21 protein-coding genes are annotated in these 22,236 nt (G+C 72.7%); 7 read left to right on the forward strand and 14 right to left on the reverse strand.

All coding sequences use genetic code 11. The annotated features are described in order from the left end of the window. Window positions 1-425: 425 nt before the first annotated feature. From ACFVYL_RS11495 to ACFVYL_RS11505, 3 genes are all read right to left on the reverse strand, one after another. A complete protein-coding gene (locus ACFVYL_RS11495; RefSeq protein WP_389714657.1) occupies window positions 426-1,493 on the reverse strand; it encodes a YeiH family protein in 1,068 nt (355 codons plus the stop codon). Next, window positions 1,493-2,062, reverse strand: a complete 570-nt coding sequence (locus ACFVYL_RS11500) for a cysteine dioxygenase (RefSeq protein ID WP_389714659.1) — start codon at window positions 2,060-2,062, stop codon at window positions 1,493-1,495. The genes ACFVYL_RS11495 and ACFVYL_RS11500 overlap by 1 nt, the downstream gene beginning before the upstream one ends. A gap of 141 nt (window positions 2,063-2,203) precedes the next feature. Then, entirely contained in the window at window positions 2,204-3,109 is a 906-nt protein-coding gene (locus ACFVYL_RS11505; RefSeq protein ID WP_389714661.1) for a LysR family transcriptional regulator, read from the reverse strand. A 156-nt stretch (window positions 3,110-3,265) separates the two neighbouring features. Here ACFVYL_RS11505 and ACFVYL_RS11510 point away from each other — a divergent pair, with 156 nt between their 5' ends. Next, complete coding sequence (locus ACFVYL_RS11510; protein WP_389714662.1) at window positions 3,266-3,571, forward strand: hypothetical protein; 306 nt, start codon at window positions 3,266-3,268, stop codon at window positions 3,569-3,571. A 62-nt stretch (window positions 3,572-3,633) separates the two neighbouring features. Continuing rightward, window positions 3,634-4,512: a RimK family alpha-L-glutamate ligase gene (locus ACFVYL_RS11515; RefSeq protein ID WP_389714663.1), complete on the forward strand. Its 879-nt coding sequence runs from the start codon at window positions 3,634-3,636 to the stop codon at window positions 4,510-4,512. Window positions 4,513-4,529: 17 nt separating this feature from the next. Here ACFVYL_RS11515 and ACFVYL_RS11520 read toward each other — a convergent pair whose 3' ends face one another. The 10 genes from ACFVYL_RS11520 to ACFVYL_RS11565 all read right to left on the reverse strand — a co-directional run bounded on the left by ACFVYL_RS11520 (window position 4,530) and on the right by ACFVYL_RS11565 (window position 17,050). Next, window positions 4,530-5,132: a hypothetical protein gene (locus ACFVYL_RS11520; RefSeq protein ID WP_389714665.1), complete on the reverse strand. Its 603-nt coding sequence runs from the start codon at window positions 5,130-5,132 to the stop codon at window positions 4,530-4,532. Beyond that, the gene (locus ACFVYL_RS11525; protein WP_389714667.1) at window positions 5,113-5,916 is read right to left on the reverse strand and encodes an FkbM family methyltransferase; all 804 of its coding nucleotides are present in this window, start codon (window positions 5,914-5,916) and stop codon (window positions 5,113-5,115) included. Before ACFVYL_RS11525 ends, ACFVYL_RS11520 begins: the two co-directional genes overlap by 20 nt. Window positions 5,917-5,929: 13 nt before the next feature. Further along, window positions 5,930-6,157 carry a Trm112 family protein gene (locus ACFVYL_RS11530; protein WP_389714668.1) on the reverse strand — a complete coding sequence of 76 codons (228 nt, stop codon included), beginning with the start codon at window positions 6,155-6,157 and terminating at the stop codon, window positions 5,930-5,932. Then, entirely contained in the window at window positions 6,154-7,062 is a 909-nt protein-coding gene (locus tag ACFVYL_RS11535) for a hypothetical protein (protein WP_389714713.1), read from the reverse strand. Before ACFVYL_RS11535 ends, ACFVYL_RS11530 begins: the two co-directional genes overlap by 4 nt. Before the next feature lie 17 nt (window positions 7,063-7,079). Further along, window positions 7,080-7,814, reverse strand: a complete 735-nt coding sequence (locus ACFVYL_RS11540; protein WP_389714715.1) for a class I SAM-dependent methyltransferase — start codon at window positions 7,812-7,814, stop codon at window positions 7,080-7,082. Window positions 7,815-7,819: 5 nt separating this feature from the next. Next, complete coding sequence (locus ACFVYL_RS11545) at window positions 7,820-9,367, reverse strand: condensation protein (protein WP_389714670.1); 1,548 nt, start codon at window positions 9,365-9,367, stop codon at window positions 7,820-7,822. After that, on the reverse strand, window positions 9,364-13,764 hold the full coding sequence (locus ACFVYL_RS11550) for an alpha-(1->3)-arabinofuranosyltransferase family protein (protein WP_389714672.1): 4,401 nt from the start codon (window positions 13,762-13,764) through the stop codon (window positions 9,364-9,366). Before ACFVYL_RS11550 ends, ACFVYL_RS11545 begins: the two co-directional genes overlap by 4 nt. Then, entirely contained in the window at window positions 13,761-14,480 is a 720-nt protein-coding gene (locus tag ACFVYL_RS11555; protein WP_389714673.1) for a class I SAM-dependent methyltransferase, read from the reverse strand. The genes ACFVYL_RS11550 and ACFVYL_RS11555 overlap by 4 nt, the downstream gene beginning before the upstream one ends. Next, complete coding sequence (locus ACFVYL_RS11560; protein ID WP_389714674.1) at window positions 14,477-15,661, reverse strand: glycosyltransferase family 4 protein; 1,185 nt, start codon at window positions 15,659-15,661, stop codon at window positions 14,477-14,479. The genes ACFVYL_RS11555 and ACFVYL_RS11560 overlap by 4 nt, the downstream gene beginning before the upstream one ends. A 354-nt stretch (window positions 15,662-16,015) precedes the next feature. After that, on the reverse strand, window positions 16,016-17,050 hold the full coding sequence (locus ACFVYL_RS11565) for a DUF3068 domain-containing protein (protein ID WP_389714675.1): 1,035 nt from the start codon (window positions 17,048-17,050) through the stop codon (window positions 16,016-16,018). A 228-nt stretch (window positions 17,051-17,278) separates the two neighbouring features. On the opposite strand from ACFVYL_RS11565, the gene ACFVYL_RS11570 reads away from it, so the two are divergent. From ACFVYL_RS11570 to ACFVYL_RS11580, 3 genes are all read left to right on the forward strand, one after another. After that, on the forward strand, window positions 17,279-17,431 hold the full coding sequence (locus tag ACFVYL_RS11570; RefSeq protein WP_361714866.1) for a hypothetical protein: 153 nt from the start codon (window positions 17,279-17,281) through the stop codon (window positions 17,429-17,431). 57 nt (window positions 17,432-17,488) lie between these two features. Then, window positions 17,489-18,784, forward strand: coding sequence for a helix-turn-helix domain-containing protein (locus ACFVYL_RS11575; protein ID WP_389714716.1), 1,296 nt, complete (start codon window positions 17,489-17,491; stop codon window positions 18,782-18,784). Window positions 18,785-19,055: 271 nt separating this feature from the next. Beyond that, a complete protein-coding gene (locus ACFVYL_RS11580) occupies window positions 19,056-19,745 on the forward strand; it encodes a hypothetical protein (RefSeq protein WP_389714676.1) in 690 nt (229 codons plus the stop codon). A 213-nt stretch (window positions 19,746-19,958) separates the two neighbouring features. On the opposite strand, the gene ACFVYL_RS11585 is transcribed toward ACFVYL_RS11580, so the two are convergent. Beyond that, window positions 19,959-20,408: a MarR family winged helix-turn-helix transcriptional regulator gene (locus ACFVYL_RS11585; protein ID WP_389714677.1), complete on the reverse strand. Its 450-nt coding sequence runs from the start codon at window positions 20,406-20,408 to the stop codon at window positions 19,959-19,961. 141 nt (window positions 20,409-20,549) lie between these two features. Between ACFVYL_RS11585 and ACFVYL_RS11590 the strand changes: the two genes are divergently transcribed. Together ACFVYL_RS11590 and ACFVYL_RS11595 are read left to right on the forward strand one after the other, a co-directional pair. After that, window positions 20,550-21,581, forward strand: a complete 1,032-nt coding sequence (locus ACFVYL_RS11590) for an NADP-dependent oxidoreductase (RefSeq protein WP_389714678.1) — start codon at window positions 20,550-20,552, stop codon at window positions 21,579-21,581. A 104-nt stretch (window positions 21,582-21,685) separates the two neighbouring features. After that, complete coding sequence (locus ACFVYL_RS11595) at window positions 21,686-22,114, forward strand: organic hydroperoxide resistance protein (RefSeq protein ID WP_362367386.1); 429 nt, start codon at window positions 21,686-21,688, stop codon at window positions 22,112-22,114. Window positions 22,115-22,236: the final 122 nt, after the last annotated feature.

Below are 22,236 nucleotides of genomic sequence, written 5' to 3' on the forward strand. Positions count from 1 at the left end.
CTGTCCTTGAACCGGACAGCACGCACACGGCGACGCCGCCTCCCGTGGGACGGGGGAGGCGGCGTCGCTGCGGATCGCGGGTGACGTCAGAGACAGGCTCTCAGACCAGCCAGCCCAGGAAGTGGGCGAGACCGGCGACGACGTCAGTGATGAGGTTCATGGTGGTGCTCTCCTTGTGGGACTCTCAGGAACGCCGTGACCCGGGAACACGGGTCCGGCCACCCGGCCCCGCATGGGACATGGACCGGGGCGAAGTCACGGTCTGCAGCCCGTCGCTTGCGCACCGTAAGCATCGTCAATCACACGCCTTGCGCGCAATCCCTGGCGTGACGATCACCTGTTCCAGGGAACAACTGCCCAGTCGTTCGCATCCGTTGTTCGCATCCCGGCCCTCGGGGCGCGGGCGGGGGTTTAAAGACAGGCCCTCAGGTCAGCAGTACGCCCACGTACGAGATCCCCGCGATCACGATCCACGAGGCGAGCCCGAGCGCCGCGACCCGGCCGCCGGTGCGGGTCAGGGACGGCAGGTCGACCGCGCTGCCCAGGCCGAACAGGGCGGCGGCGAGCAGGAGTTCCTGAACCGTCTGCGCGACGTCGATCGCCGCGGCGGACAGCAGGCCCGTGGTGCGCAGGGCGACCATGGCGAGGAAGCCGGCGACGAACAGCGGCACGAGGGGCGGCCGCTTGGTGCCCGCGGCCACCTCGGTGCCGCGCCCCTGCCGCCGCCGCGCCCGCACCGAGAGCGCCACCGCCGCGACGAGCGGCGCGAGCAGCGCGACCCGCATCAGCTTGACCAGGACCGCGTCGCCGAGTGCGCCGGCGCCCGCGGTCTGCGCGGTCGCCACGACCTGGCCGACGTCGTGCACGCTCGCCCCCACCCAGCGGCCGAACTCCGCGTCGCTGAGCCCCAACGGGTGCTGGAGCAAGGGGAGTACGGCGATGGCGAGGGTGCCGCACAGGGTCACGAGCGCCACCGACGTGGCGGTGTCCCGCTCGTCGCTCTCGGACACCTCGCTGACCGCGCCGATCGCGGACGCGCCGCAGATCGAGTAGCCGGTGGCGATCAGCAGCGGCTGGTCGCCGCGCAGCCCCATGCGGCGGCCCAGCCACCACGTACCGGAGAAGGTGACCGCGACCACGCAGAGGACCATCGCGACCGAGGCCCAGCCGAGCCCGAGAACGTCGTCCAGGCTCAGCTTCAGACCGAGCAGCACGACGCCGACGCGCATCAGCCGCTTCCCGGCGAACGTGAGACCCGCCTTGCCGGGGCCGCGGACGAACGCGTGGGCGGCGCCGGGCAGATGGGCCGCCGCGATGCCGAGGACCACGGCGGCGGTGAGCATCGGCACACCGGGCACGAGCCGGTGCACGCCCCAGGCGACGCCGACGCCGAGCACGGCAAGGGTCAGGCCGGGCACCTTGCCCGGCGGGCGTACGGCGGGCGGCCCGGCCGGTGCCGTGCGGGAGGTCGGGCGCTGCCCGAGCAGCGCCATTACCGGTCGGCCGGGAGCTCGTACACCCGGCGGACGCTGCTGCCGAGCCGGGCGATGTCCGCGCCGTAGATGTGGAGGGATATCGCGCGCGTCCCGCAGGCGTTCCACACCCGGTGGATGTCGCCGGGCGGTGCGAAGCCGCAGACGGAGCCCTGTGGATTGACGACGTCCTCGGTGGCGACGAGCCGGGCGGCGCCGCCCGGCCCGGCGGCGGGCACCAGACGGTAGCGGCGCTCCTGCTCCTCGCCCTCGTGCACGCCGGTCACGCACCACGACACGTGGTCGTGGACGGAGGTCCGCTGCCCCGGCAGCCAGACGAGCGCCACGATCGAGAAGCTGCCGTCCTGCTCGGCGTGCAGGACGTGCTGGCGGTAGTGGTCGGGGTCGCCCTCGCACTGCTCCTCGGTGAGCAGATTGGCGCCGCCGAGGTGCGGGGCGAGCCGCTCGCCGACCAGATACGCGGTCAGGTCGGGAGGCAGGCCGCGCCCCACGGCCTCGCGCACGTCGGCGACGAGGGTGTCGAGGCGCTCTGTGGTCCGGGCGGCCCGGTACGCGGTCGGAGTGCTCATACCGGCAGCGTCGCGCCGCCCGATCCATCACGTCCAACGACAGTTCTTTCGCCACCCTTCAACTTCTGCTTATGGGTCGTGGGGAGGCGAGGGGCGCGGAGGAAGGGAAGTGGGGGAGGCGGGCGGGGAGGCGGCGGCCCTTCAGCAGCCGACGCGGTTCGCGGCCACGGTCCTCAGCTCGTCCAGGACAAGCGCGGTGGCCGGTATCCGCAGATGGTCCTTGAGGACGTACGCCGACACCTGGCGCCGCGAGGCCGGGTCGAGCGCGCGGCCCGTCACCTTGCCGTGGCAGAGGAAGTTCAGGACGAGCCCCGGCATCATCGCGATGCCCAGGCCCTCGGCGACCAGGCTCTGCACCACCAGGTTGTCGTCGGTGGTGAAGGCGATCTCGGGTGCGAATCCCAGCTCGGCGCACTCGTGCAGGAAGTTGGCGCGACAGCGCGGGCAGCCCGCGATCCACCGCTCCTGCGCCAGCTCGGCGAGCTTGACCGAACGCTGCCGTGCCATCCGGTGCCCGGCGGGCAGCAGCACGGTCAGCTGGTCCTCCATCAGCGGGATCTCGACCAGCTCAGCGGGCACCTCGTCGTGCAGACCGGGGTAGGTGAAGGCGAGCGTGATGTCGCACTCGCCGCGCACCACGCGCCGCAGCGATTCGGGCGGCTCGTCCTCCAGGAGCTCCACGCGCACGCCCGGATGTCCCGTGGCGAGCCGGGCCAGGGCCTCCGGGATGAGGGTCGCGTTCGCGCTGGGGAACGCGCAGACCCGCACCTGTCCCGAGCGCAGCCGCGTGATCGCGGTCATCTGCTGCTGGGCGGCGGAGATGTCGTCCAGGATGATCCCCGCGTGCCGGGACAGCGCCTCGCCGGCCTCCGTGAGGCGCATGCGGCGGCCGACGCGGGTGAACAGCGGGGTGCCGACGGACCGTTCGAGGGCCTTCATCTGCTGGGTGATCGCCGGCTGCGTATAGCCGAGGGAGCGGGCGGCCGCCGAGTACGAACCGGAGCGGACCACCTCGTGGAACGTCTTGATGTGCCGTGAATCGAACACCGCTGAATCATAAGCAGATGTTGGAGTCGGCGAACAAGGCCGGACCCGGGCTTTTGCCTCGCGGGCAAGGGTGATTACGTGTCGCGTCCGACCCGCTACCTTGGGTGACTCCAGCGGGGCGCGTCGTGAGCGGTCCGCACGGCGGAGGGCACGCACATGACGCGACGACGCACGACGAAGGTGGCCACGGCGCTCGGGGCGCTCGTGACGGCCGCGGTGATGGCACTCTCCGTGCCGGGCTCCGCGTACGCCGCGCAGGGGGTCCTGATCGTCAACGGCCGCGACCACCGGGACCCCAGCGGCTGCTTCCCCGTGCCCCGCTTCCCGAGCTCGGTGACCAACCACACGGACGCCATCGCCGAGGTCCACACCGGCCCTGACTGCACCGGCCAGGTCGAGGAGCTCGTGTACCCGGGCGTCACCTACCTCACGGAGACGGCGCGCAGCGTCTTTATTCTCTGAGCCGCACCGGCCACGGTTGTTAGCCTGCGCGTTCGAGCGGTGTACGCGAAGGAGAACTCCCCATGGCAAGCCCCCGTATCGCGCTGGTCACCCGTCGGCCGCGGCCGGAGCACGACACCGACCTGCCGGTCCTCGCCCGGGCCGTCGGCGCCGCGGGGGGCGACGTCCGTGTCGTCGGGTGGGACGACCCGGACGTCGACTGGTCCGGCTTCGACCTCGCGGTGATCAGGTCCACGTGGGACTACAGCTGGCGCACCGGCGAGTACGTGGCGTGGGCGGAGCGGTGCGCCTCGCTCACGCGGCTCGCCAACCCCGCGGACGTCGTCCGGTGGAACACCGACAAGCGGTATCTGGGGGAGCTGGCCGAGGGCGGTGTGCCCGTCGTGCCGACGTACTACCGTGCGCCCGGCCAGAGCGCGGAACTACCGGCAATCGAGGGGGAGTTCGTCGTCAAGCCCACCTCGGGCGCCGGCGCGCGCTACGCCGGACGGTACCGCGCGGACGAGCGGGAAGCGGCGCGGGCGCACATCGCCCATCTGCACGAGGAGGGCTTCACCGCCATGGTGCAGCCCTACATGACCCGGATCGACGCCACCGGCGAGCGCGCCCTGGTCTTCTTCGGCGGCCAGTTCCTGCACGCCATACAGAAGGGCGCGGTCCTCGCGCCCGGCACGGCGTACGACGACGACAAAATGCCCCACCCCGACCTGCGCCCCTGGGAGCCCACCGCGGCCGAACTCGACGTCGCCGAGCGGGCGCTCGCGGCCGTGCCGGGCTCGCCCGAGCTGCTCTACGCGCGCGTGGACCTGGTGGACGGCGCCGACGGCGGCCCCCGCGTCATGGAGCTCGAACTCGTCGAGCCCAACCTCTTCCTCGGCCTCCACCCCGGCTCGCCGTCCCGCGTCGCCGAGCTGATCGTGAAGACCGCGTACGCGTCCTAGGACCCGTCAGAAGGGCCCTAGCCCCGGGCCCCCACCCGCTGCAGCAGCCCCCACGTGAACTCCGCCGCGTAGGGCCGCCGTTCGCCCCGTGCGTCCGGGGCCTCGAACAGGAGCCCCCACCGGGTGGGTGCGGTGCCCTCCATGGGGCGTGCCGGAGCGAAGGCGCGGGCCGCCTCGTCGACCGTGCAGGACCACGGCGCGAGGTCCTCGGCCGTACGGAGCGGCGGAGCCGGAGCGCCGGGAGCGCGCACCAGCCACTCGTGCCACACCGCACCGTTCGGCGCGAGCAGGACCTCGAAGCGCAGCTCCGGCCAGAGCGGGACCGGCCAGAGCAGCGCCTCGCACTCCAGGTCGCCGATGCTGCGGCGGGCCCTCTCCTCAGGGGCGCCGAGCACCGAGCGGTAGCGGGACGCGGCGCCCCGGGAGCGCGGTGAGCGCGCCATCGCCTGCCAGCGGCGGTTGGCCTCGCGCATCTCGGCGATGGAGGCGCCCAGCTCGCGGCGGGCGTCATCCACCAGGTCGGCGTTGTGGTCGGCCATCCTGCGCAACAGGACGAGCTGGAAGTCCAGCGCGCCGAACGGGGCGGAGGCACGGGAAGAGCTAGCGGGCATGCACCCCATCGTCGCGCACCGCACGCTCGCCGGGGCGGCGGCCGTCGGGAAGGAACAGCACCGAGTTCACGTACCGCGGGCGTCTCGGCGTGAGCACCCGGCGCAGCAGACCCTGCGAGACGACGTACGACGTGCCCGACTGGTGGGCCTCCAGGTCGAAGGAGGCCAGCGGCAGCCAGGTGTCGCGCGGCAGGACCCAGCCCCGGTAGTGGTGGTGGCCGGTCAGGAGCTCCACGATCGGGGCGATCGGCTGGATGCGGGACTCCAGCTCGATGAAGAGCGCCGGACGGTCGCGGGCGATGAGCTCCCGCGCGCCCCGCAGCACCCGCAGCTCGTTGCCGTCCACGTCGATCTTGATGAAGTGGACGTCCCGCAGGCCGAGGCCGTCCAGGGTCAGGCACGGCACGTCGACCGCGCTCTCGTGGATGTCGCGCCGGACCAGCGACGACACGCCCCGCTCGCCCCGGTCCCCGGGCGGCAGCCAGAGCCGGGCCGTGCCCGGGCGGTCCGTCGCCGCGGCCTGGACCACCCGGACGTTGCGGGGCGTGCTGGCCGCGAGCAGCCGCGCCAGGTGCGGCACCGGCTCGACGGTCACCACGCGCCGCGCGCGCGAGGCGAGCCGGCGCGACCACGGGCCGTACCAGCCGCCGACGTCCACGGCGGTGCCGCAGTCCGGCGGACAGAGGTCGGCGAGGCGGGCCAGCTCGGGCTCGAAGCGGGGATAGACCAGCCGGGCCACGGCGGCGATCAGGCGGTCGGGGACGTAGGGCGCCACGCGGGCGGCGATGGTCATGCGCACCCCCTCGTCACGGGGACATCCGCTTGACGAGCTGCTCGTGCTCGTCCTCCGGAACCTGCTCGCCGGAGGAGGGCAGCAGCTGCGGGATGCCGTCCACGACCGGATAGCGGCGGCGCAGCCGCGGGTTGTACAGCGACTCCTCCGGTACGAGGGGTGCCTCCGGGGACAGCAGGTGCAGCGGGCCCTTGTCCAGCGGGCACGCGAGGATCTTCAGCAGCGGGTCGTCGGGGTTCATCCGCTGGTCAACTCCTTGGGGGCGGTGGCGGGTCGGGGAGCGGTGTCGTCGTGTTTCGGCATGGCGAGGAGCACGGAGACGGCGAGGACCGTGCCGGTGATCCGCAGGGCCAGGCGCACCGGCTCGTGCGGCAGCGCCTCGCCGAACGCGAGCGTCCCGAGCACGGCCGTGAACAGCGACGTCACCGTCGTGCAGACCGGCACGATCAGCGACGCCCGGCAGCGCTGCAGGGCCGCCTGCGACATGATCAGGCCGAACGCGCCCGTGAAGAGCAGCAGATAGGGGTAGGGCGAGCGCAGCAGGCCGCCGAGCGCGCCGCCGATGTCCTGCGTCGTCAGGTAGCTGGAGACACCCTTGATGGCCAGCGAGCTCACCCCGTACAGCAGGCCCACCGCGACGCCGTACTCGACGCCCGCCGTCGGCATCCGGTGCCGGTGCTTGGAGCGGCGCTCCGCGGAGCCGTACAGCCAGACGCCCGCCGCGAGCGACGGCAGGCAGACCGTGAGGATCAGCGGTACGGGCGCGCTGCGGCTGACCGTGTCGCTGTCCTCGCTGAGCGAGAGGACCACCATCAGCAGCGCGATCAGGATCCCGCCGACCGCGTACCGCTCCCTGCCCGAGGTCCGCTCGCCGAGCAGCACCGAGGACAGCAGCAGGAGCAGGACCAGGCCCGAGACGAAGATGCCCTGCGCGGCGGCGATCGGCAGGGTGCGGTACACGGCGAGCTGGGCGCCGAAGCCCGCCGCGAGGGAGAGCGAGCCGCCGATCCACAGCGGGCTGCCGAGCACCTGCCTCAGGAGCTTCGCGGGGTTGCGGACGCTGACCGCCTGCATGGCCGTCAGCGCCTTCTTCTCCAGCACGAATCCGGTGCTGTAGAGCAGGTTCGCGAACAGCGCCGCCGCCACGCCCCACCACACGGGCCTCAGACCTTTCGGGCGTGCAACAGGAGGATCGAGGCGGCGCCGGGCACGGCGCAGGCCAGCCGGTCCAGGGCGCGCAGCGGACGCGGTACGCCGTGGAAGGGCGCGCCGGACAGCCGCACCACCTCGAAGCCGGCGGCCGTGACGAACTCCCGCAGGGCGCGGGCCGTGTACAGCCGCAGGTGTCCCACGACCTCCTTGCCGGGGCGGCCGTGGATGGCGCGCAGGCTCACCTCGGAGAAGACGGGCTGGACGCCGGCGAGGAGCAGCCCGCGGTTGTACCAGGCCGCGAGGTTGGGGGTGGAGAGCATGAGGTGACCGCCCGGCGCGAGGACCCTCCTGAGTTCGTCGAGGGCGCTGTCCGGGTCGACGAGGTGCTCGATGACCTCGCTGAACAGCACGGCGTCGGCCGCGCCGGACGCGAACGGCAGCCCGCCGTCGCCGAGTTCGCCCCGCACGGCGTACGGGAGACGGGCGTGCGCGCGCCGCAGGGCGTCCTGCGACCAGTCCACGCCGATGACGCGGTGGCCCGCGAGGAGCGGTGCCGCGGTCGCCGCGGCCGTGCCGTCGCCGCAGCCGATGTCGAGGACCGTGGCGGTGCGGGACGTGGCGGGGCCGAGGGCGGCGGCGAGGATGCGGGCCTGGCGGAGGCTGCGGGCGTCGCCCGAGGCGACGGGTACGGACGGGTCCTCGTAGAAGTCCCGGAGGTCCGTGGGGTGCTTGGGCTCGGTGGTCACGGTGGTCACGTGGGCTCCCCGTGGGGCCTGTGGGGTTCGGTGTGTTCCGTCGCATGGAGGTAGCGCTCGAAGAGGTCGCGCAGGTGCGCGCCGTCGCCGTGGCTGAGCAGCGTCTTCGACCAGCGCAGGGCCAGGTGCAGACGGCCCGCCGTCGACGCGGTGGTCACCGTGAGGCCGCGGGGCAGGCGGGCCGGTGCCGAGAACCACACGGCGTGCGCGCGGCCCGCGTCGCCGAAGTCGAGGGCGTACGGGACGCGGCCGATGTTGCTCAGGAGCGTCGTCGACGTCCAGGGCGCGGCCGCTCTGCGCAGGCCGCGGGTGACGGCGGCCCTGACGGCGACGGGGAGCACGGGCGCGGTCAGGAGGGCGGCGCCGTGGCCCAGTTGGGGGCGGGGGAGGGCCTTGAGGGCTCGGGTTCGGTCGGAGGTGCGTCGTAGGAGGTCGTGGGTTGCCTCGGGGGACCAGGCGTGCATGTTCAACTCGGATGTGTCGAACGGCACTTCGACCAGGCGGGTGCCGTTGCCGATCGGCATGGTGGCGTCGCGCGGGCGGTCGTCGACGGGCATCGTGATGCGGAACGGGCGGGGGCGCGCGCCGTGTTCGTGGTTCCAGTGCGCGATCATCAGCGCGGTCGCGACCATGAGCTGGTCGTTCACCGTGAAGGGAGAGCCCTTGGGGCGGCGCGGGACCGGCAGCTCCGCCACGAGCATGCCGTTGCCCGGGGACGGTTCGGGGGCGCCTCGGGCGACCCGTGCCGGGGGTGCCCAGCCGGAGGGTGCGTCGGGCGGGGGTTCGGGGGGCGAGCCGGGCGTGGAGGTGCGGGTCGGGGGTGCTGCCGGGGAGTTGTCCCGGCCGCCGTAGAGCTCTGCGGCGGTGGCCAGGACGCGGAGGCAGGCGGGGCCGTCCAGGGCTGTGTGGTTGATGGTGAGGAGGAGTACGGAGGCGGTCTTGGGGAGGGCGGGTTGTTCCCGGGGTGGGTGCTCCGTGGTTTTCGGGGCGGGGCCGCACCGGTATGTCCGTCCTCGCCATCCTTGCGACTCCGCCCCGGTTATGGTCGACGGAGCTTGCGCCTCTGTGCTCCGGGCGGACATACCGGTGCGGCCCCTCACGTCGGGTGCGCGGCCCTCCGCCTCCGTGGGAGGGGGGTGCGCCGCCACCACCTCCAGGCGGATGGGTGGGGAGAGGGCCAGCGGGGGTGCCTCGGCCAGGGCTCTTTCGCGGGCTCGTTTCAGGGCGTCCGGCTCGGGGGGCGGGAAGGTCACCACCTCCGTGTCGGGGGTGTCGGTCAGCTCCCACTCGTAGCGGCGGCGGTACCAGGGGCCCCGCGCCTCGCGCATCAGGATGCGGGGGTGGCGGCGCAGGGCCTCGGTGAAGGCCGCCCTGAGGCGGTCCGGGTCCGGGGTGCCGGGCAGGTGCACCTCGATGTGCACGGTCTCCGGCTCCTCCTCCTGGAGGCAGTGCCGGGAGACCTCGTCGACGACGGGGAACGGCACGCGGGCCGGCGGCCGTGCGGGGCCGCCCGGCCGCCGCGCGGGGTGTTCCAGTGCGGTCATCGGTGGGTGCCTTCTCCTGTCGTGGACGGTCGCCTGCGCCGCGGGAAGCGCATGGTTCTGCCGCCCGGCGGTGCGGGCTCCGGCTGGGCCTTCGCGGGGCCTCGGGCCGATACGGTCGGGCCCGCGTCGTGGTGGGGCGCTTCGGGTGGAGTGTCCGGGGCGCGTTTGCGGTTGCGGTTGCGGCGGGGCAGGGGCAGGGGCTGCGTCGCGGGGTCGGGGGCGGGTGCGTGGGGTGGGGGGGTGGCCGGGGCGTATTTCAACGTATCGGCGGTGCGTGGTGGTGTCTCGCGTACCGATACCAGCGCCGCGAACAGTGCTATGAGAGCGAGGAGTTGGGCCGGGCGGCCGAATGGGCCCTCGTCGGCGGCGATGGACTCGCTCGCCCCGGTCGCCGCCGCGATGCCCGCGCCGGTCATCGCCAGGAACGCTAGCGGCACCAGGAGCGCGTGGCGCCACCGGGCGAGGAGCGCTAGGGCGGGGACAAGGAGGGCGAAGAGGCCCCCGATGAGCGCGGCCACCAGTGTGAGCGCCACCGTGCCCAGGATCAGGCCGGGGGCGGGCGGTGCGGGGGAGGGGGGCTCGTGGTTCCGCTCGCGGCGCCACAGCACCGTCCCTGCGATCAGCGCCAGGACGCCGATACCGGCCAGGATCAGGCCGATCTCGTAGATCTGCGACGGCTCGTAGCTCAGCTTGACCGTGCCGCCCTCGCCCTGCGGCACGAGCCAGCCCTGCTGCCAGCCGTCGAGCCGTACCGAGGTCAGTTCCCTGCCGTTGAGCGTGGCCTTCCAGCCGTCGTTCACGTTCTCGTACGTCGTGAGGTACGAGGCCGCGCCCGAGCCGACCGAGAGCTCGCGGCGGTCGCCGAGCCAGTCCTTGACCTTCAGTTCGCGGGAGGTGGTGTCGGGTGCGGTCGGTGTGCCGAGGGTCAGCGACGCGTCCATGACGGCCAGCGGGCCCGCGTCGCCCGTCTCCACGCTGTGCGCCCCGGCGTCGAGCCGGACCTCGGGGTCGTCCTCGCCGCGGCGGCAGAGCGTGATGTCGACCGGGCGGCGCTCGGTGAGGTCCCGGACCCTGCCCTTGGCGCTCGTCTGGTACAGCTCGCCGTCGATCGACATCGTCGGGCCCTGGCCGCAGGGCAGCGAGAAGCGCTCGTCGGCCGCGGGCTGCGGGGTGCGGTACTTGTCGAGCGCGGGGATGTACACCTCGGTGAGGCCCACCGGCAGTTGGAGGTCGCTGTCCGCGACCGGGTTGTGCACCGTCAGCGGGGCGGTCTCCGTGATGGTGATGTCCATCCGGTCAGTGGTGATCGGAGTGAAGCGGGCCTGGCCGTTCTCGTCGACGCCCGCGGTCGCCGCGCCGTCCGGCGAGCTGATCTCGATCTTCACGGGGCGGGTGGACAGACCGCCCGCCGCGGGCAGCACGATCTCTCCCACCGGCTGTTCGTCCGGCCACTTGAGATGGATCACCGGGCGGTTGGTGGACCCCGCGATCCATCCGGTCGTCAGGTCGCCGTCCGTGAGATTGCGCGGCGACAGGCCGGTGCCGAGCTTCGCCGTGGAGTCGGCGGTGGCGATGATCTGCTGCTCCTGCTCCGGGGCCACCTTGTAGAGCAGTTCGTCCAGTTCGGCGCCCGGCACGGCCACCGCGCTCCCCTTGAACGTGTACGCGCCGTCGCCCGTCGTCGTGAAGCGGCGGTGCAGGCCCGCCTCGGAGTTCACCGGCGAGAGGGCGCCCGGGTCGCTTGAGCGGTGCATCGAGTAGGTCTTCGCGCGGGCGTCCGTGGACTTCTCGGCGTCCGTGGGGAGCTGGAGGAGCTTGGTGACGCGCACGTCGGGGATGCTGATCTCCGCGAAGCCCGCGCCCGTCAGGCCGGGGCGCGCCTCCTGGGTGTCCAGGATCGTGATCCTGATCCACTTGGTGGCGCCTTCGCGGGCCTTGATCCGCTGGGCCATGCCGTTCGGCTGGAGGTTGCTGGTGACGCTGCCCCGCTCCGTCTCCACGCGCACCCGGGTGGGCGCGGACCGCACGCCGTCCTGCGGCAGCGGCGTGACGCGGAAGGAGGCCGGAACCTGGACTTTGGAGTGGAACTCCGCCTTGATCCACTCGCCGTCCGCGGAATCGGCGTTGCCCTCGGCCCAGGCCGTGGCCGGGTTCCCGTCGAAGGCGTTCACCGGGTCGTACTGCGGCAGGTGGAAGAGCCAGTTGCCGTAGCTGGACGCCGAGACCGACTTGGCGCCGCGCAGCTCCGCCGTCGTCTGGTGCTCGATCCCCTTGGTCGGCAGGATCTGGTGCGGCTTCTTGCCCGCGTCCTGCTGCGCGTCGACCGCGTTCCGCTCGTCGCGCGTGTACGTGTACGAGGTGTTGGTGTTGACCAGGCCGAAGCGGGTGTCGGCGCGGCGCAGGCCGTCGCCGACCGCCTGCAGGGCGGGAGCCCCGACGCCCGGGTGGTTGTCGCCGGTCAGGACGGTCGGTCGGTCCCGCATCGCCGGGTCGGCGGAGAGCGGGAGCAGCGACTCAGGGCCGCCGCTGACGACCGCCGTGTTGGAGACCGGCTTCAGGCCCGCCTGGCCGGGGCGCTCGGCCCCCTTGCCTGGAGCGTAGATCTCCACCGCCCGCTGGCGCGGGTAGAGCCCCTCGATCTGGAGCGGGGTGTCGTTGTGGATCGTCCCGTCGGTCGTGGTCGGGCCGAGGCCCGTCACCCGGCTGAAGCCCGACTCCTCCAGGGTGCGCTTGACCGTGGCGGACGGGACGTGGCCGACCTGGTCCGGGTCGAGGTCGTTGCGTACGACCACGTAGTAGAGGCCCGCCCGTGTCAAGTAGTCGCGCAGGCCCGGCACTTGGCCCCCGGTCATCAGCGCCTGCTCGACCGCGTCCATCGCGCGGCGGTTGCCCGGGGTGCCGAACGGCACGTAGTCGCGCTGCGCCCAGCGCGAGTCGGCGAGCACGTCCAGGGGCTGGTCGATGGGCGAGCCCCAGGTGTAGATGCCGTGCGCGGTCGCCGGGACGACGAGGGCGCGGGAGTCCGGGGAGTACTTCTCCAGCCAGTCGGACGTCGCCTGCCAGTACGTCGGCAGCTTCTTGAACGAACCGGGCTGCAGGATCGAGCCGTTGAGGTACGGCCACGCCAGGCCGGGCAGCACGAGGACCGCGGCGATCAGCGGCGCGTACCGCCTGCCGCGCAGCGGCCGCGCGCCGCGCGTCTGGGCGGCCACGCCGACCAGGTGCATCAGGCCGAAGGCGAGCGCGAGGGCCAGGCCCGTCTGGAACTTGTAGATGTTGCGGAAGGGGACGAGGCCGCCGTTCAGCCAGGACTGGACGGTCCCGTGGAACGGCGCCCCGAACGCCCCGCCGTATCCGGCGAGCGTCACCAGGGCCACGGAGAGGACCGTCAGGACCAGCCAGCGCCGCTCCGGCAGATCGCGGCGCGCCAGACCCGCGAGGCCGAGGGCGGCGGCGAGGGCCGAGCAGACGACGGCCACGACGGCCGTCGCCACCGTCCAGCCCGCGGGCAGCCAGGCCTCGCCGAAGTGCAGGTACGCGACCCAGTTGCCGGCGCCGCGCAGCGTCTCCGTCGCCGACATGGTGCCGGTCGTGGTGGCCGAATTCTCCACGTAGGGAAGGAAGTTCTCGCCGTGGATGCCGAGCATGAGCAGCGGTACGACCCACCAGGCGGTGGCGAGGATGACACCCGGGACCCACCAAGTGATCAGCTTCCGCTTGCGCGGGCCGTTCGACCTGGAGAGCAGATACAGGCCCACGGGCAGCAGCGAGGCGAGCGTCGCCGCCGCGTTCACGCCGCCCATGAACGGGATGATCAGCGCCGAGCGGCACGCGGCGAGGCGCGCGCTGATCCGCTCGTCGGTCAGCGGCAGCAGCACCCACGGCAGCACCGCGCCGGGCAGCGCGGCCGCCGACGTCGACCCGATCACGATGGTGAACGTCGGCCACAGCGCGTACACCACCGCGCCGAGGAGCCGGCTGTGGCGGCTGCCGATGCCGAGGCGCTCGGCGAGCCGCACGGCCCCCCAGAAGGCCGCCGCCACGATCAGCGAGAGCCACAGCCGCTCGGCAAGCCACACCGGCAGGTGCACGAGCTTCGCCAGGCCGTAGAACGGCAGCATCGGGAAGGCGTAGCCGACGTACTGGTCCTGGATTCCGCCGAAGCCGCCCCGGTCGTGCCACAACTGGCCCAGGTCGGAGAGGAACTGCCAGGGGTCGACGGAGACACCGAGCTTGGTGTCGAACGTCATCCGCCCCGGCCGCACCGCCAGGAACGCCACGAACACCACGGCCCAGAACCCCAGCAACCAGCGCCGCGAGCGCGGCCCCCGCGAGGGTTCAGGGGCATCGGTCGTGGGTCTTGCGGCCGCCGGGGGTGGGGCCTGGACCGTGGTCATGGACACCGCCTGAGGATGAGGAGGAGGTTCCAGGTCGCGACCTCGCGCACACCCGGCACTTTGGTGATCGCCCCGGCCAGGAACGGCCAGTAGCGGGAGCGCGCCGACACGACCTCCACGTCGGTGCGCTCCCGCACCTGGCGCAGGGTCGTTCCGACGTGGTGCGCGAAGAGGTTCTCGCCGAGCGCGTGCTTCGCGGCCCTCCCGGTGCGCCGTTCGTAGCGGGCGCGGGCCCGCCCGGCGCCCAGGTAGTGCCAGGGCGCCCACTCGTGGCCGCCCCACGGGGAGTACCAGTTGGTGAACGAGACGTAGATCAGCCCGCCGGGCGCGGTCACCCGGACCATCTCGCTGAGGAACGTCTGCGGGTCGTCGACGTGCTCCAGGACGTTCGAGGAGAACGTGACGTCGGCGACGCCGTCAGCCAGCGGCAGCAGATACCCGTCGGCCACCACCGCCCCCTCGGGCGGCTTGGCCCCCAGCTCGGCCGGATTCGGCTCGAAGAGGAAGCACTGCGCGCCGCGCCGCCGGAACTCCTCGGTGAAGTAGCCGCCCCCGCCGCCGATGTCGACGACGACCCGGCCGCGGACCGGGCCGTACGCCTCGACCTGGTCGGCGGCGTCGCGGGCGAGGAGCGTGTAGCACCGTTCGGGCTCTTGCTGCTCGCGCAGGAAGGCCCGGAGCAGGGTGGCGGAACGGCGCAGCGACGGGTCCTTCACGCAGACCCCTGGGGTGCCGGGGGGCCAGGGGCCGCCAGATGCGCGGTGGCCGCCTCGGCCGCCACGGCCTGGAACTGCCGCACCGTGTTGCCCCAGCGGAACTGGGTGGCCCGCTCACCGGCGGCCTTGCCGAGGGATCTGCGGCGCTCGGCGCTGAGGGCCAGCGTGCACCAGGCGGCGGCGAAGGAACTCTCGCCCCGCGCGAGCAGGCCCGTCACGCCGTCCACGACGGAGTCGCGCACGCCGGGGACGTCGAAGCCGATCGAGGGCGTGGAGCGCGTGGCCGCCTCGGTGATGACGAGCCCCCAGCCCTCCACGGCCGACGGATGGAGCAGCATCCAGGCCTCACAGAGCAGCCGGTGCTTCTCCGCCTCGGCCACGTGGCCCTTGAACTCGACGCCCGGGCCCGCCAGTTGCTCCAGTCTCCGGCGCTCGGGGCCGTCGCCGACGATCACGAGCCGGCCGCCCGTGACGGGCCTGACGCGCTCCCACAGCCGCAGCAGCAGATCGATCCGCTTGTACTCGACGAGCCTGCCCATCGCCAGGAAGAGCGGCTCGTCGGAGCGGGCGTGCAGCGGGCCCGGCTCCTCGACGCCGTTGTGCACGATCCGGATGCGTTCGCGCTCGACGCCGATGCCCCGCAGCGCGGTGGCCGTCGACGGCGAGACGGCCACGAGGAGGTTGCCGCGCTGCGCCCCCGAGAGGGCCCAGTGTTCGAGCCGTCGGCCGATCCGGGCGGCCGGGGCGAGCGCGCCCTGGAAGCGCATGCCCCACAGGTCGGTGTGGACGTGGTTGACCAGGCAGAGGGTGGGCCCGCGGTGCCACAGCGGCGCCAGGTACGGCATGCCGTTGCAGACCTCGACGAGCAGGTCGCAGTCGCCGATCTGCCGGGCGAACGCGGCGCGTGCCCGCAGGTAGTGGCCCTTGTCGCTGCCCGCGGAGACCACGCGGTAGTCGCGGTAGGCGGCGGGTCCGCCGCACAGCAGGGTGACTTGGTGGCCCTGTTTGCTCAACCCGTCGGCGAGCCGGTCGACGAGGAGTTCGGATCCGCCCGCGGCTGGGTTGCCGAGGTCGCGGTGGGCGAGGAAGACGATCCGGCGCGGGTGTGGGGGAGTCGCCGGGAGACGCTCCGCGCGGCGTGGCGCGGCCGCGCGCAGCGAGGACGGTACGTGCTGGGGCATGCGTGCTCCAACTCGTCTCAGGGTGCGGAACTGTGGGGGGTCCGGTCGGGAGGAACGGTCCTGCTGGGTTCTGCTGGGTTCTGTTGGATCCTGCTGGGTGGAGCGGGGTGGAGCGGGGTGGAGCGAGGTGGTGCGGGCCGGGTCGCGGAGCCGTGGGGGGACTCCCGCGGTCGTGCTGGGTTCGGCCTGTGCGGGGTGGTGGGGCAGGTGGCGCGGGGCCGTGCGGGCGGTGCGGGTCGGTGCTCGGACGGCGCGGGAACTGTGCGCGGGTGGGGTGGACAGTGTTCGCCGCCCCGTACCGCGCGGCTACTCACCGAAGTGACAATTTCCGGGCTTTCGGGAGCTGACTGCGCATCACATCGTGGTCGACTGCAGGGCGGTCGGCGGCGTCCCGGGATTCGGACTCCCCGGCTCCGCCGCTTTACCCGGCCTTCCCGGACCGTTTGCCCCGTCGCCACGGCGCCCTCGCGCGAGGAGTACGGATCCGGCCACCACGAGCACCCCGCCCAGCGCCGCCGCCGCGACCGGAAGCGTCTCGCCGACCAGCTTCAGGCGGCCGCTGTCGTCGTCGGCGAGCTTCACCTGCTCCTTCTGCGTGGCCGGCGTGAACGCGATCCGCTCGCTGTCGAGCAGCACCGTCGAGTCCTTGTCGGAGCCGGGCGCGCGCAGCGTCTTGCGGGGGCCGATGGCGGCGTAGATGATCCGGCCGGTGCGCTGGTCGGCGACGAGCTCGATGCCGTGGTTGGCGTAGTACTCGTCCGCGATCACCTGGCTCTTCTTCGGCTGACCGACCATCCGCCCCGGCACCTGGCGCGTGCCGGTCTTCGTGGCCTTCACGGTGGCTGTGAAGCGGTAGCCCTCGTACCCCTGGATCTTCTTCGTGCCCCGGTAGGTCAGCGGCACCGTCGCGCCCAGCGTGTTGTCCCACCAGCGGTAGGACCGCTTCTCCACGTCGAAGGGGAACTTGAGGTACGCCTCGCCCTCGAAGTACGGCTCTTCGCCGCAGCAGTGCACCGGCGCGTTCGTCCTCCGGTCGGTGACCCAGCGCTCCTGCGTCCACTGGAGCGAGTCGTGCGGGTCGGCCGCGGGCAGCGACTTGTCCGGGTCCACGGACGTGGACACGTCCCAGACGGCCCGCCCGCTGTCCTCGCTGTCCTCGACGTCGCCGCGCACCTGCCGGGTGATGGTGAGGTTCTTGTCGTGGACAGTCTTGATCTTCTCGGTGTCGAAGTAACTCCCCTTGCCCTTGAAGACGGTGATGGTGTCGATGTCGACGGGCGTGCGTTTCGCGCGCGGCTCGACGTACCAGGCGAGCATCGGTGCGAGGACCAGAAGGAATGCGCCAAGCCCGAGAAGGATCAGCGACAAAGGAGAGGCGGTGCGGCGCATGAGGTCACTCCTGGGCTGAGGGCGGGAGAGTGTTACCGAGCCGTATGGGCCGGGAACCGTAAGCGCACCCTTGACGAAGTGTCAATGCATTGCAGAGACTGGGCACTTGCCGGGCGGGGCCGGTAAAGGCGGGGCGACCAGGGCATCGCGGCCGGAGCCGCTCGACCTGGCCGAGGGACTGCGTGACCAGGGTGGGGACGACCTCCGACAGAGAGGCTGACCCTCGCAATGCACCGACTGCTCGCCGCTTCACTCACCGTCGCCGCCGGCGCGCTCCTCGCCGTGGGCGCCGCGCTCGGCATCGTCGCGCTCCTCGACGCCACACCGGATCAGCCCAACACCCCCCTGGTGCATTACGAGACGCCTGCGCGGGGACAGTGAGCGACCGTGGCCGCGATTGACACCCAGCCCGCCGAGACCGCCGCCGCCCCCGACCCCATGACCGCCGACGAGGACCCGGACCGCCCCGCGGCCCGCTCCGCCTGGCGCGACGTACCGCCCCGGCAGGTACGGCAGTTCGCCGCGCTGGCCCTGGAGGAGGCCCCCGCGCTCGCCGAGGACATCCTGCGCGAGATCCGCGCCGAGTACCCGGGCCTTCCTGTCGTCCTCGACGACTCGGGCGAGCCGATGGCCCTGGTCGGCATCCGCCGCGCCCTGGAGGGCTTCGTACAGCAGCTCGCGTCCCAGGAGGGGCGGCCGCGCTATCCCCTGGAGGTCTTCCAGGAGTTCGGCCGCGGCGAGGGCCTGCACGGCCGCACCCTCGACTCGCTCCAGGCGATCTACCGCCTCGGGGTGCGCCTCGCCTGGCGGCGCCTCGCCGAGATCGGCCAGCAGATCGAGATCCCGCCCCCGGCCATGTACGAACTCGCCGAGTCGGGCTTCGAGTACCTGGACGGCCTCGTCGACCAGTCCGTACGCGGATACGCGGAGGCGGCGGCGCGCGAGGCGGGCGAACGGCTGCGCCTGCAACGGAAGTTGATGGAACTGCTGCTGGCGGAGCGGCGCTCCGAGACCGCCTCCGGAGCGTTCCACGGCGCCGGTTCCGGACCCTCCTCGGCCGCCGGGCACGCGGCCTTCGGCCACGGCCTCGGCGAACGCGCCGCCCGCGTCGGCTGGCAGCTGCCCGAACGCGTCGCCGTCGGCGTACTGCTGCGCCCCGCGCGCGAGGCCGTCGCACCCGCCGTCGGGCAGGGCGTCCTCCTCGACATGGAGGCCGAACAGCCCCGCATGGTGGTGCCCGACCCCGACGCGGCGGGCCGGCCCGAACTCCTGCGCCGCGCCATGGCCGGCTGGTCGGGCGCCATCGGCCCGCCCGTGCCCCTGGTCGACGCGGCGAAATCGCTGCGCTGGGCGGAAGCCGCCGTACGCCTCATGGAGCGCGGCCTGCTGCCCTCCGGTGAGGTCCTGCACTGCACGGAGCACACCGAGGCGCTGGTGCTCCTGCAGCCCGAGGAACTCATCGAGGACCTGGCGCGCCGCTGCCTGGCCCCGCTGGACCACTGCGGTCCCGCCCACGGGCGCCGCCTCGCCGAGACCCTGCTCGCCTGGCTGGAAACCCGCGGCGGCGCCCCCGAGGTGGCGGCCCGCCTGGGCGTCCACCCCCAGACCGTGCGCTACCGCCTACGCCAGATCAGGGAACTCTGGGGTGACGAGATTGACGACCCGGACCGCCGGTTCGAACTGGAACTGGTGCTGCGGGCCCGCCGGTTGCGGGGCCTCCTGGGCAGGCTCTGAGAGCCTGTCTTTGAACCCCCGCCTGCGCCCCGACACGCGGCACGCACGCTCGGCGCACGGAGCCCCAGGACAGGTGGCTCCGCCACATGACCTGGGGCTCCGCACACCGATCGCACGCACCGCGCGCCGCTGCGCCCGCGCTTCGCGCGGACGACGGGGGTTCAAAGACAGGCTCTGACACCCGGACGTGACCGGACCTTTCGATTCCGCACACAACTTTCACAGCGTCGGCTTCCGCTGTCGCCGATCCGGCACCTAGCCTCCATGCCTCATGGACTACTGCCACCCGTGCCGCAGGCACCTCAACGGCGCCCTCGCCTGCCCCGGGTGCGGAACCCCGGCCGAAGCATGCCGGGAGTATGCGCGGTCGGTCGCCGCAGCCTCGCCGGACGAAGCGGACGCCGACGGCGGCGCGTACGAGGAGTCGTCCCCGCGCGGCCGCGGCCGCCGCAAGGAGCGCAGCCGCAGGGCGCACCGGCGCAGGCGCCGCAAGGTCCTCTTCGTCACGGCCGGCCTGGCGCTCGCGGCGGGCGGCCTGAGCCTCGCGGAGCTCGGCACGGAGGGCGCCTCCGAGAATCCCGCCGCGTCCTCGTCCGTTCCCGACGCCGACGCGACCGCGCAGGCGTCCCCCGCGGGCTCCGCGAGCCCGGACCCGGGCGCGGGCGGCGGCACCGAGGTGGAGGACGCGTCGGCCACGTCGGCAGCGCCGTCGGCGGAGACGTCCCGCCGCGCGGAGGAGAAGCGGCACCGGGACGAGGGCGAGGGCGACGAGGCGCGGGGCACCGACGAAGGCGCCGACAGCCCCGACTCCCCGGCATCGAACGCCCCACCACCCCCGCGCAACACCCCCGCCCCACCCCGCCCGACACCCCCAGCCACCACGACCCACCCCAAACCAACGACTCCCCCCGACCCAACCCCCACAAAAACCTGCGACCGCTTCCTGTGGTGGTGCACGTAAGCCCACGCAGATAGACACCGAGCCCCCCGGCCGCCCCCAGGGGCGCGAGGAACTGCGCGACCAACCACAACGACCCGCACCCGAAATCACCACCCCCGCGCAACCCTCACCTATAGGCGCCGAGCACTCCGGACACCCCAGGGGCGCGGGGAACTGCGCGACCAACCACAACGAACCCGCACCCGAATCCCCCGCCCCCCGGGGGGGCAAACCTCACACTTCGCCGAGCATCCTCCGCAGGAGCCCACGCAAAGCGACCCGCTCATCCCGAGACAGCTCGGCCAGCGGCTCCCGCGCGAAGTGGAGTGACTCCCGCAGACCGCGGGCGACCTCGACGCCTTCCTCCGTCACCGCCGCCAGCTTCACCCGGCGATCCCCCGCGTCCGCCCGTCGCTCGACGAGCCCCCGCGCCTCAAGCCGGTCCACGATCCCCGTGATGTTCGACGGCTCGCACTTCAGCTTCTGCGCGATGCGGCGCATGGGCATAGGTTCGAGGGAGAGCAGTCCCAGTACCCGTGCCTGCGCCCCGGTCAGCGCGTGTCCGGCGGCCGCCTCCTCGTACTCCTCGTGGTAGCGGGCCACGACCGAGCCGATGAGCTCGACGACTTCGAGCGTCAGCGGGTCGGTGCGGGGAGTGCGGGCACGGGAGCTACTGGTGGCCATGCTCATCAGGCTACCCGTTTACTTGACATCATGAAATATTCAGGAGCATGGTTGTTTCACAACCTGAAGCATTACCCATGACCGAAGCATGACCTGAAGCACTTCTCGCAGTGACCCCGCATGCAGTAGGAGGACGCCCCCATGACCGTCACCCCCGAGCAGCTCCCCTCCGTCGGCCGCGAATGGCACCTCGTGCGGCGCCCGTCCGGCTGGCCGGTCCCGGAGGACTTCGCGCTGCGCGAGGCCCCCGTGGAGGCCCCGGCCGAGGGCCGCGTCCTGGTCCGCAACCTGTACTTCTCCGTGGACCCGTACATGCGGGGCCGGATGAACGACGTGAAGTCGTACGTCCCGCCGTTCCAGCTGGACCGCCCCATGGAGGGCGGCGCGGTCGGCGAGGTCATCGCGTCGAACGCCGACGGCTTCGCGGTCGGCGACCACGTCCTGCACTTCGCGGGCTGGCGCGAGTACGCCTCCGTGCCCGCCCAGCACGCCACCAAGGTCGACGCGCAGGCCGCGCCGCTCTCCGCGTACCTCGGCGTGCTCGGCATGACGGGTCTGACCGCGTACGCCGGGCTGCTCGAAGTCGCCTCCTTCAAGGAGGGCGACGCCGTCTTCGTCTCCGGCGCGGCCGGTGCCGTCGGCGGCCAGGTCGGGCAGATCGCCAAGCTGAAGGGCGCCTCGCGCGTCATCGGCTCGGCGGGCTCGGAGGAGAAGGTCAAGCTGCTCGTCGAGGAGTACGGCTTCGACGCGGCCTTCAACTACAAGGACGACAAGCCGGTCGCCGAGCAGCTCAAGGAGGCCGCCCCCGACGGCATCGACGTCTACTTCGACAACGTCGGCGGCGAGCACCTGGAGGCCGCCATCAGCCGTCTGAACGTGCACGGCCGCGCCACCATCTGCGGCATGATCGCGGGCTACAACGACAAGGAGCCGACCCCGGCCCCGCGCAACCTCGCCCTGGTCATCGGCAAGCGCCTGCGCCTGCAGGGCATGCTCGTGCAGGACCACAGCGACCTCCAGCCCGAGTTCGTCCGCGAGGTCGGCGGCTGGATCCGCTCCGGCGAGCTCAAGTACCGCGAGACGGTCGTCGAGGGCGTGGAGAACGGCGTGGACGCCTTCCTCGGCATGCTCCGCGGCGAGAACACCGGAAAGATGATCGTCTCCCTCGGCTGAGACGCGAGACGCCCGCCAGCATTCTTCCGGTATCCGATAACCTAATTCCACAAACCGTGGTTGTGGGCGCGCACCACGTCACATCTCAGGAGGAACAGACACTTATGTCCATCCAGAAGATCGACGTCAAGTACACCGCCGTCGCCACTGCGGAGAACGGCCGCGACGGCCGTGTGGCCAGCGACGACGGCAAGCTCGACGTCGTAGTGAACCCGCCGAAGGAGATGGGCGGCAGCGGCGCGGGCACCAACCCCGAGCAGCTCTTCGCGGCCGGTTACAGCGCCTGCTTCCAGGGCGCCCTCGGTGTGGTCGCCCGCAAGGAGAACGCCGACATCTCCGGCTCGACCGTGACCGCCAAGGTCGGCATCGGCCAGAACGAGGCCGGTGGCTTCGGCCTGGAGGTCGCGATCACCGCCTCCATCCCGAACGTGGACGCGGCCACCGCGCAGTCCCTGGTCGAGAAGGCCCACCAGGTGTGCCCGTACTCGAACGCCACGCGCGGCAACATCAAGGTCGAGCTCGCGGTCGCCTGACCCCGCTCGCCGTACGACGGAGGTGCGCCCCCCCCCCCGGGGGCGGGGCACCCGCGGCCCCCCCCCCGCCCCCGCCAAGCCACCGGGCGGCGGGCCCCCACCCGTACCGCCCCCCCCCACCA

Source organism: Streptomyces sp. NPDC058308 (assembly GCF_042880275.1).
Taxonomy (GTDB): Bacteria; Actinomycetota; Actinomycetes; order Streptomycetales; family Streptomycetaceae; genus Streptomyces.

Bases quoted from the DNA above. Each gene is read 5' to 3' on its own strand.
- ACFVYL_RS11495 (WP_389714657.1), bottom strand. From the start codon at position 1,493: ATGGCGCTGCTCGGGCAGCGCCCGACCTCCCGCACGGCACCGGCCGGG.
- ACFVYL_RS11530 (WP_389714668.1), bottom strand. From the start codon at position 6,157: ATGAACCCCGACGACCCGCTGCTGAAGATCCTCGCGTGCCCGCTGGAC.
- ACFVYL_RS11570 (WP_361714866.1), top strand. From the start codon at position 17,279: ATGCACCGACTGCTCGCCGCTTCACTCACCGTCGCCGCCGGCGCGCTC.
- ACFVYL_RS11590 (WP_389714678.1), top strand. From the start codon at position 20,550: ATGACCGTCACCCCCGAGCAGCTCCCCTCCGTCGGCCGCGAATGGCAC.
- ACFVYL_RS11595 (WP_362367386.1), top strand. From the start codon at position 21,686: ATGTCCATCCAGAAGATCGACGTCAAGTACACCGCCGTCGCCACTGCG.
- ACFVYL_RS11580 (WP_389714676.1), top strand. From the start codon at position 19,056: ATGGACTACTGCCACCCGTGCCGCAGGCACCTCAACGGCGCCCTCGCC.
- ACFVYL_RS11520 (WP_389714665.1), bottom strand. From the start codon at position 5,132: ATGGGGTGCATGCCCGCTAGCTCTTCCCGTGCCTCCGCCCCGTTCGGC.
- ACFVYL_RS11550 (WP_389714672.1), bottom strand. From the start codon at position 13,764: ATGACCACGGTCCAGGCCCCACCCCCGGCGGCCGCAAGACCCACGACC.
- ACFVYL_RS11560 (WP_389714674.1), bottom strand. From the start codon at position 15,661: ATGCCCCAGCACGTACCGTCCTCGCTGCGCGCGGCCGCGCCACGCCGC.
- ACFVYL_RS11515 (WP_389714663.1), top strand. From the start codon at position 3,634: ATGGCAAGCCCCCGTATCGCGCTGGTCACCCGTCGGCCGCGGCCGGAG.
- ACFVYL_RS11585 (WP_389714677.1), bottom strand. From the start codon at position 20,408: ATGGCCACCAGTAGCTCCCGTGCCCGCACTCCCCGCACCGACCCGCTG.
- ACFVYL_RS11500 (WP_389714659.1), bottom strand. From the start codon at position 2,062: ATGAGCACTCCGACCGCGTACCGGGCCGCCCGGACCACAGAGCGCCTC.
- ACFVYL_RS11575 (WP_389714716.1), top strand. From the start codon at position 17,489: ATGACCGCCGACGAGGACCCGGACCGCCCCGCGGCCCGCTCCGCCTGG.
- ACFVYL_RS11565 (WP_389714675.1), bottom strand. From the start codon at position 17,050: ATGCGCCGCACCGCCTCTCCTTTGTCGCTGATCCTTCTCGGGCTTGGC.
- ACFVYL_RS11545 (WP_389714670.1), bottom strand. From the start codon at position 9,367: ATGACCGCACTGGAACACCCCGCGCGGCGGCCGGGCGGCCCCGCACGG.
- ACFVYL_RS11525 (WP_389714667.1), bottom strand. From the start codon at position 5,916: ATGACCATCGCCGCCCGCGTGGCGCCCTACGTCCCCGACCGCCTGATC.
- ACFVYL_RS11510 (WP_389714662.1), top strand. From the start codon at position 3,266: ATGACGCGACGACGCACGACGAAGGTGGCCACGGCGCTCGGGGCGCTC.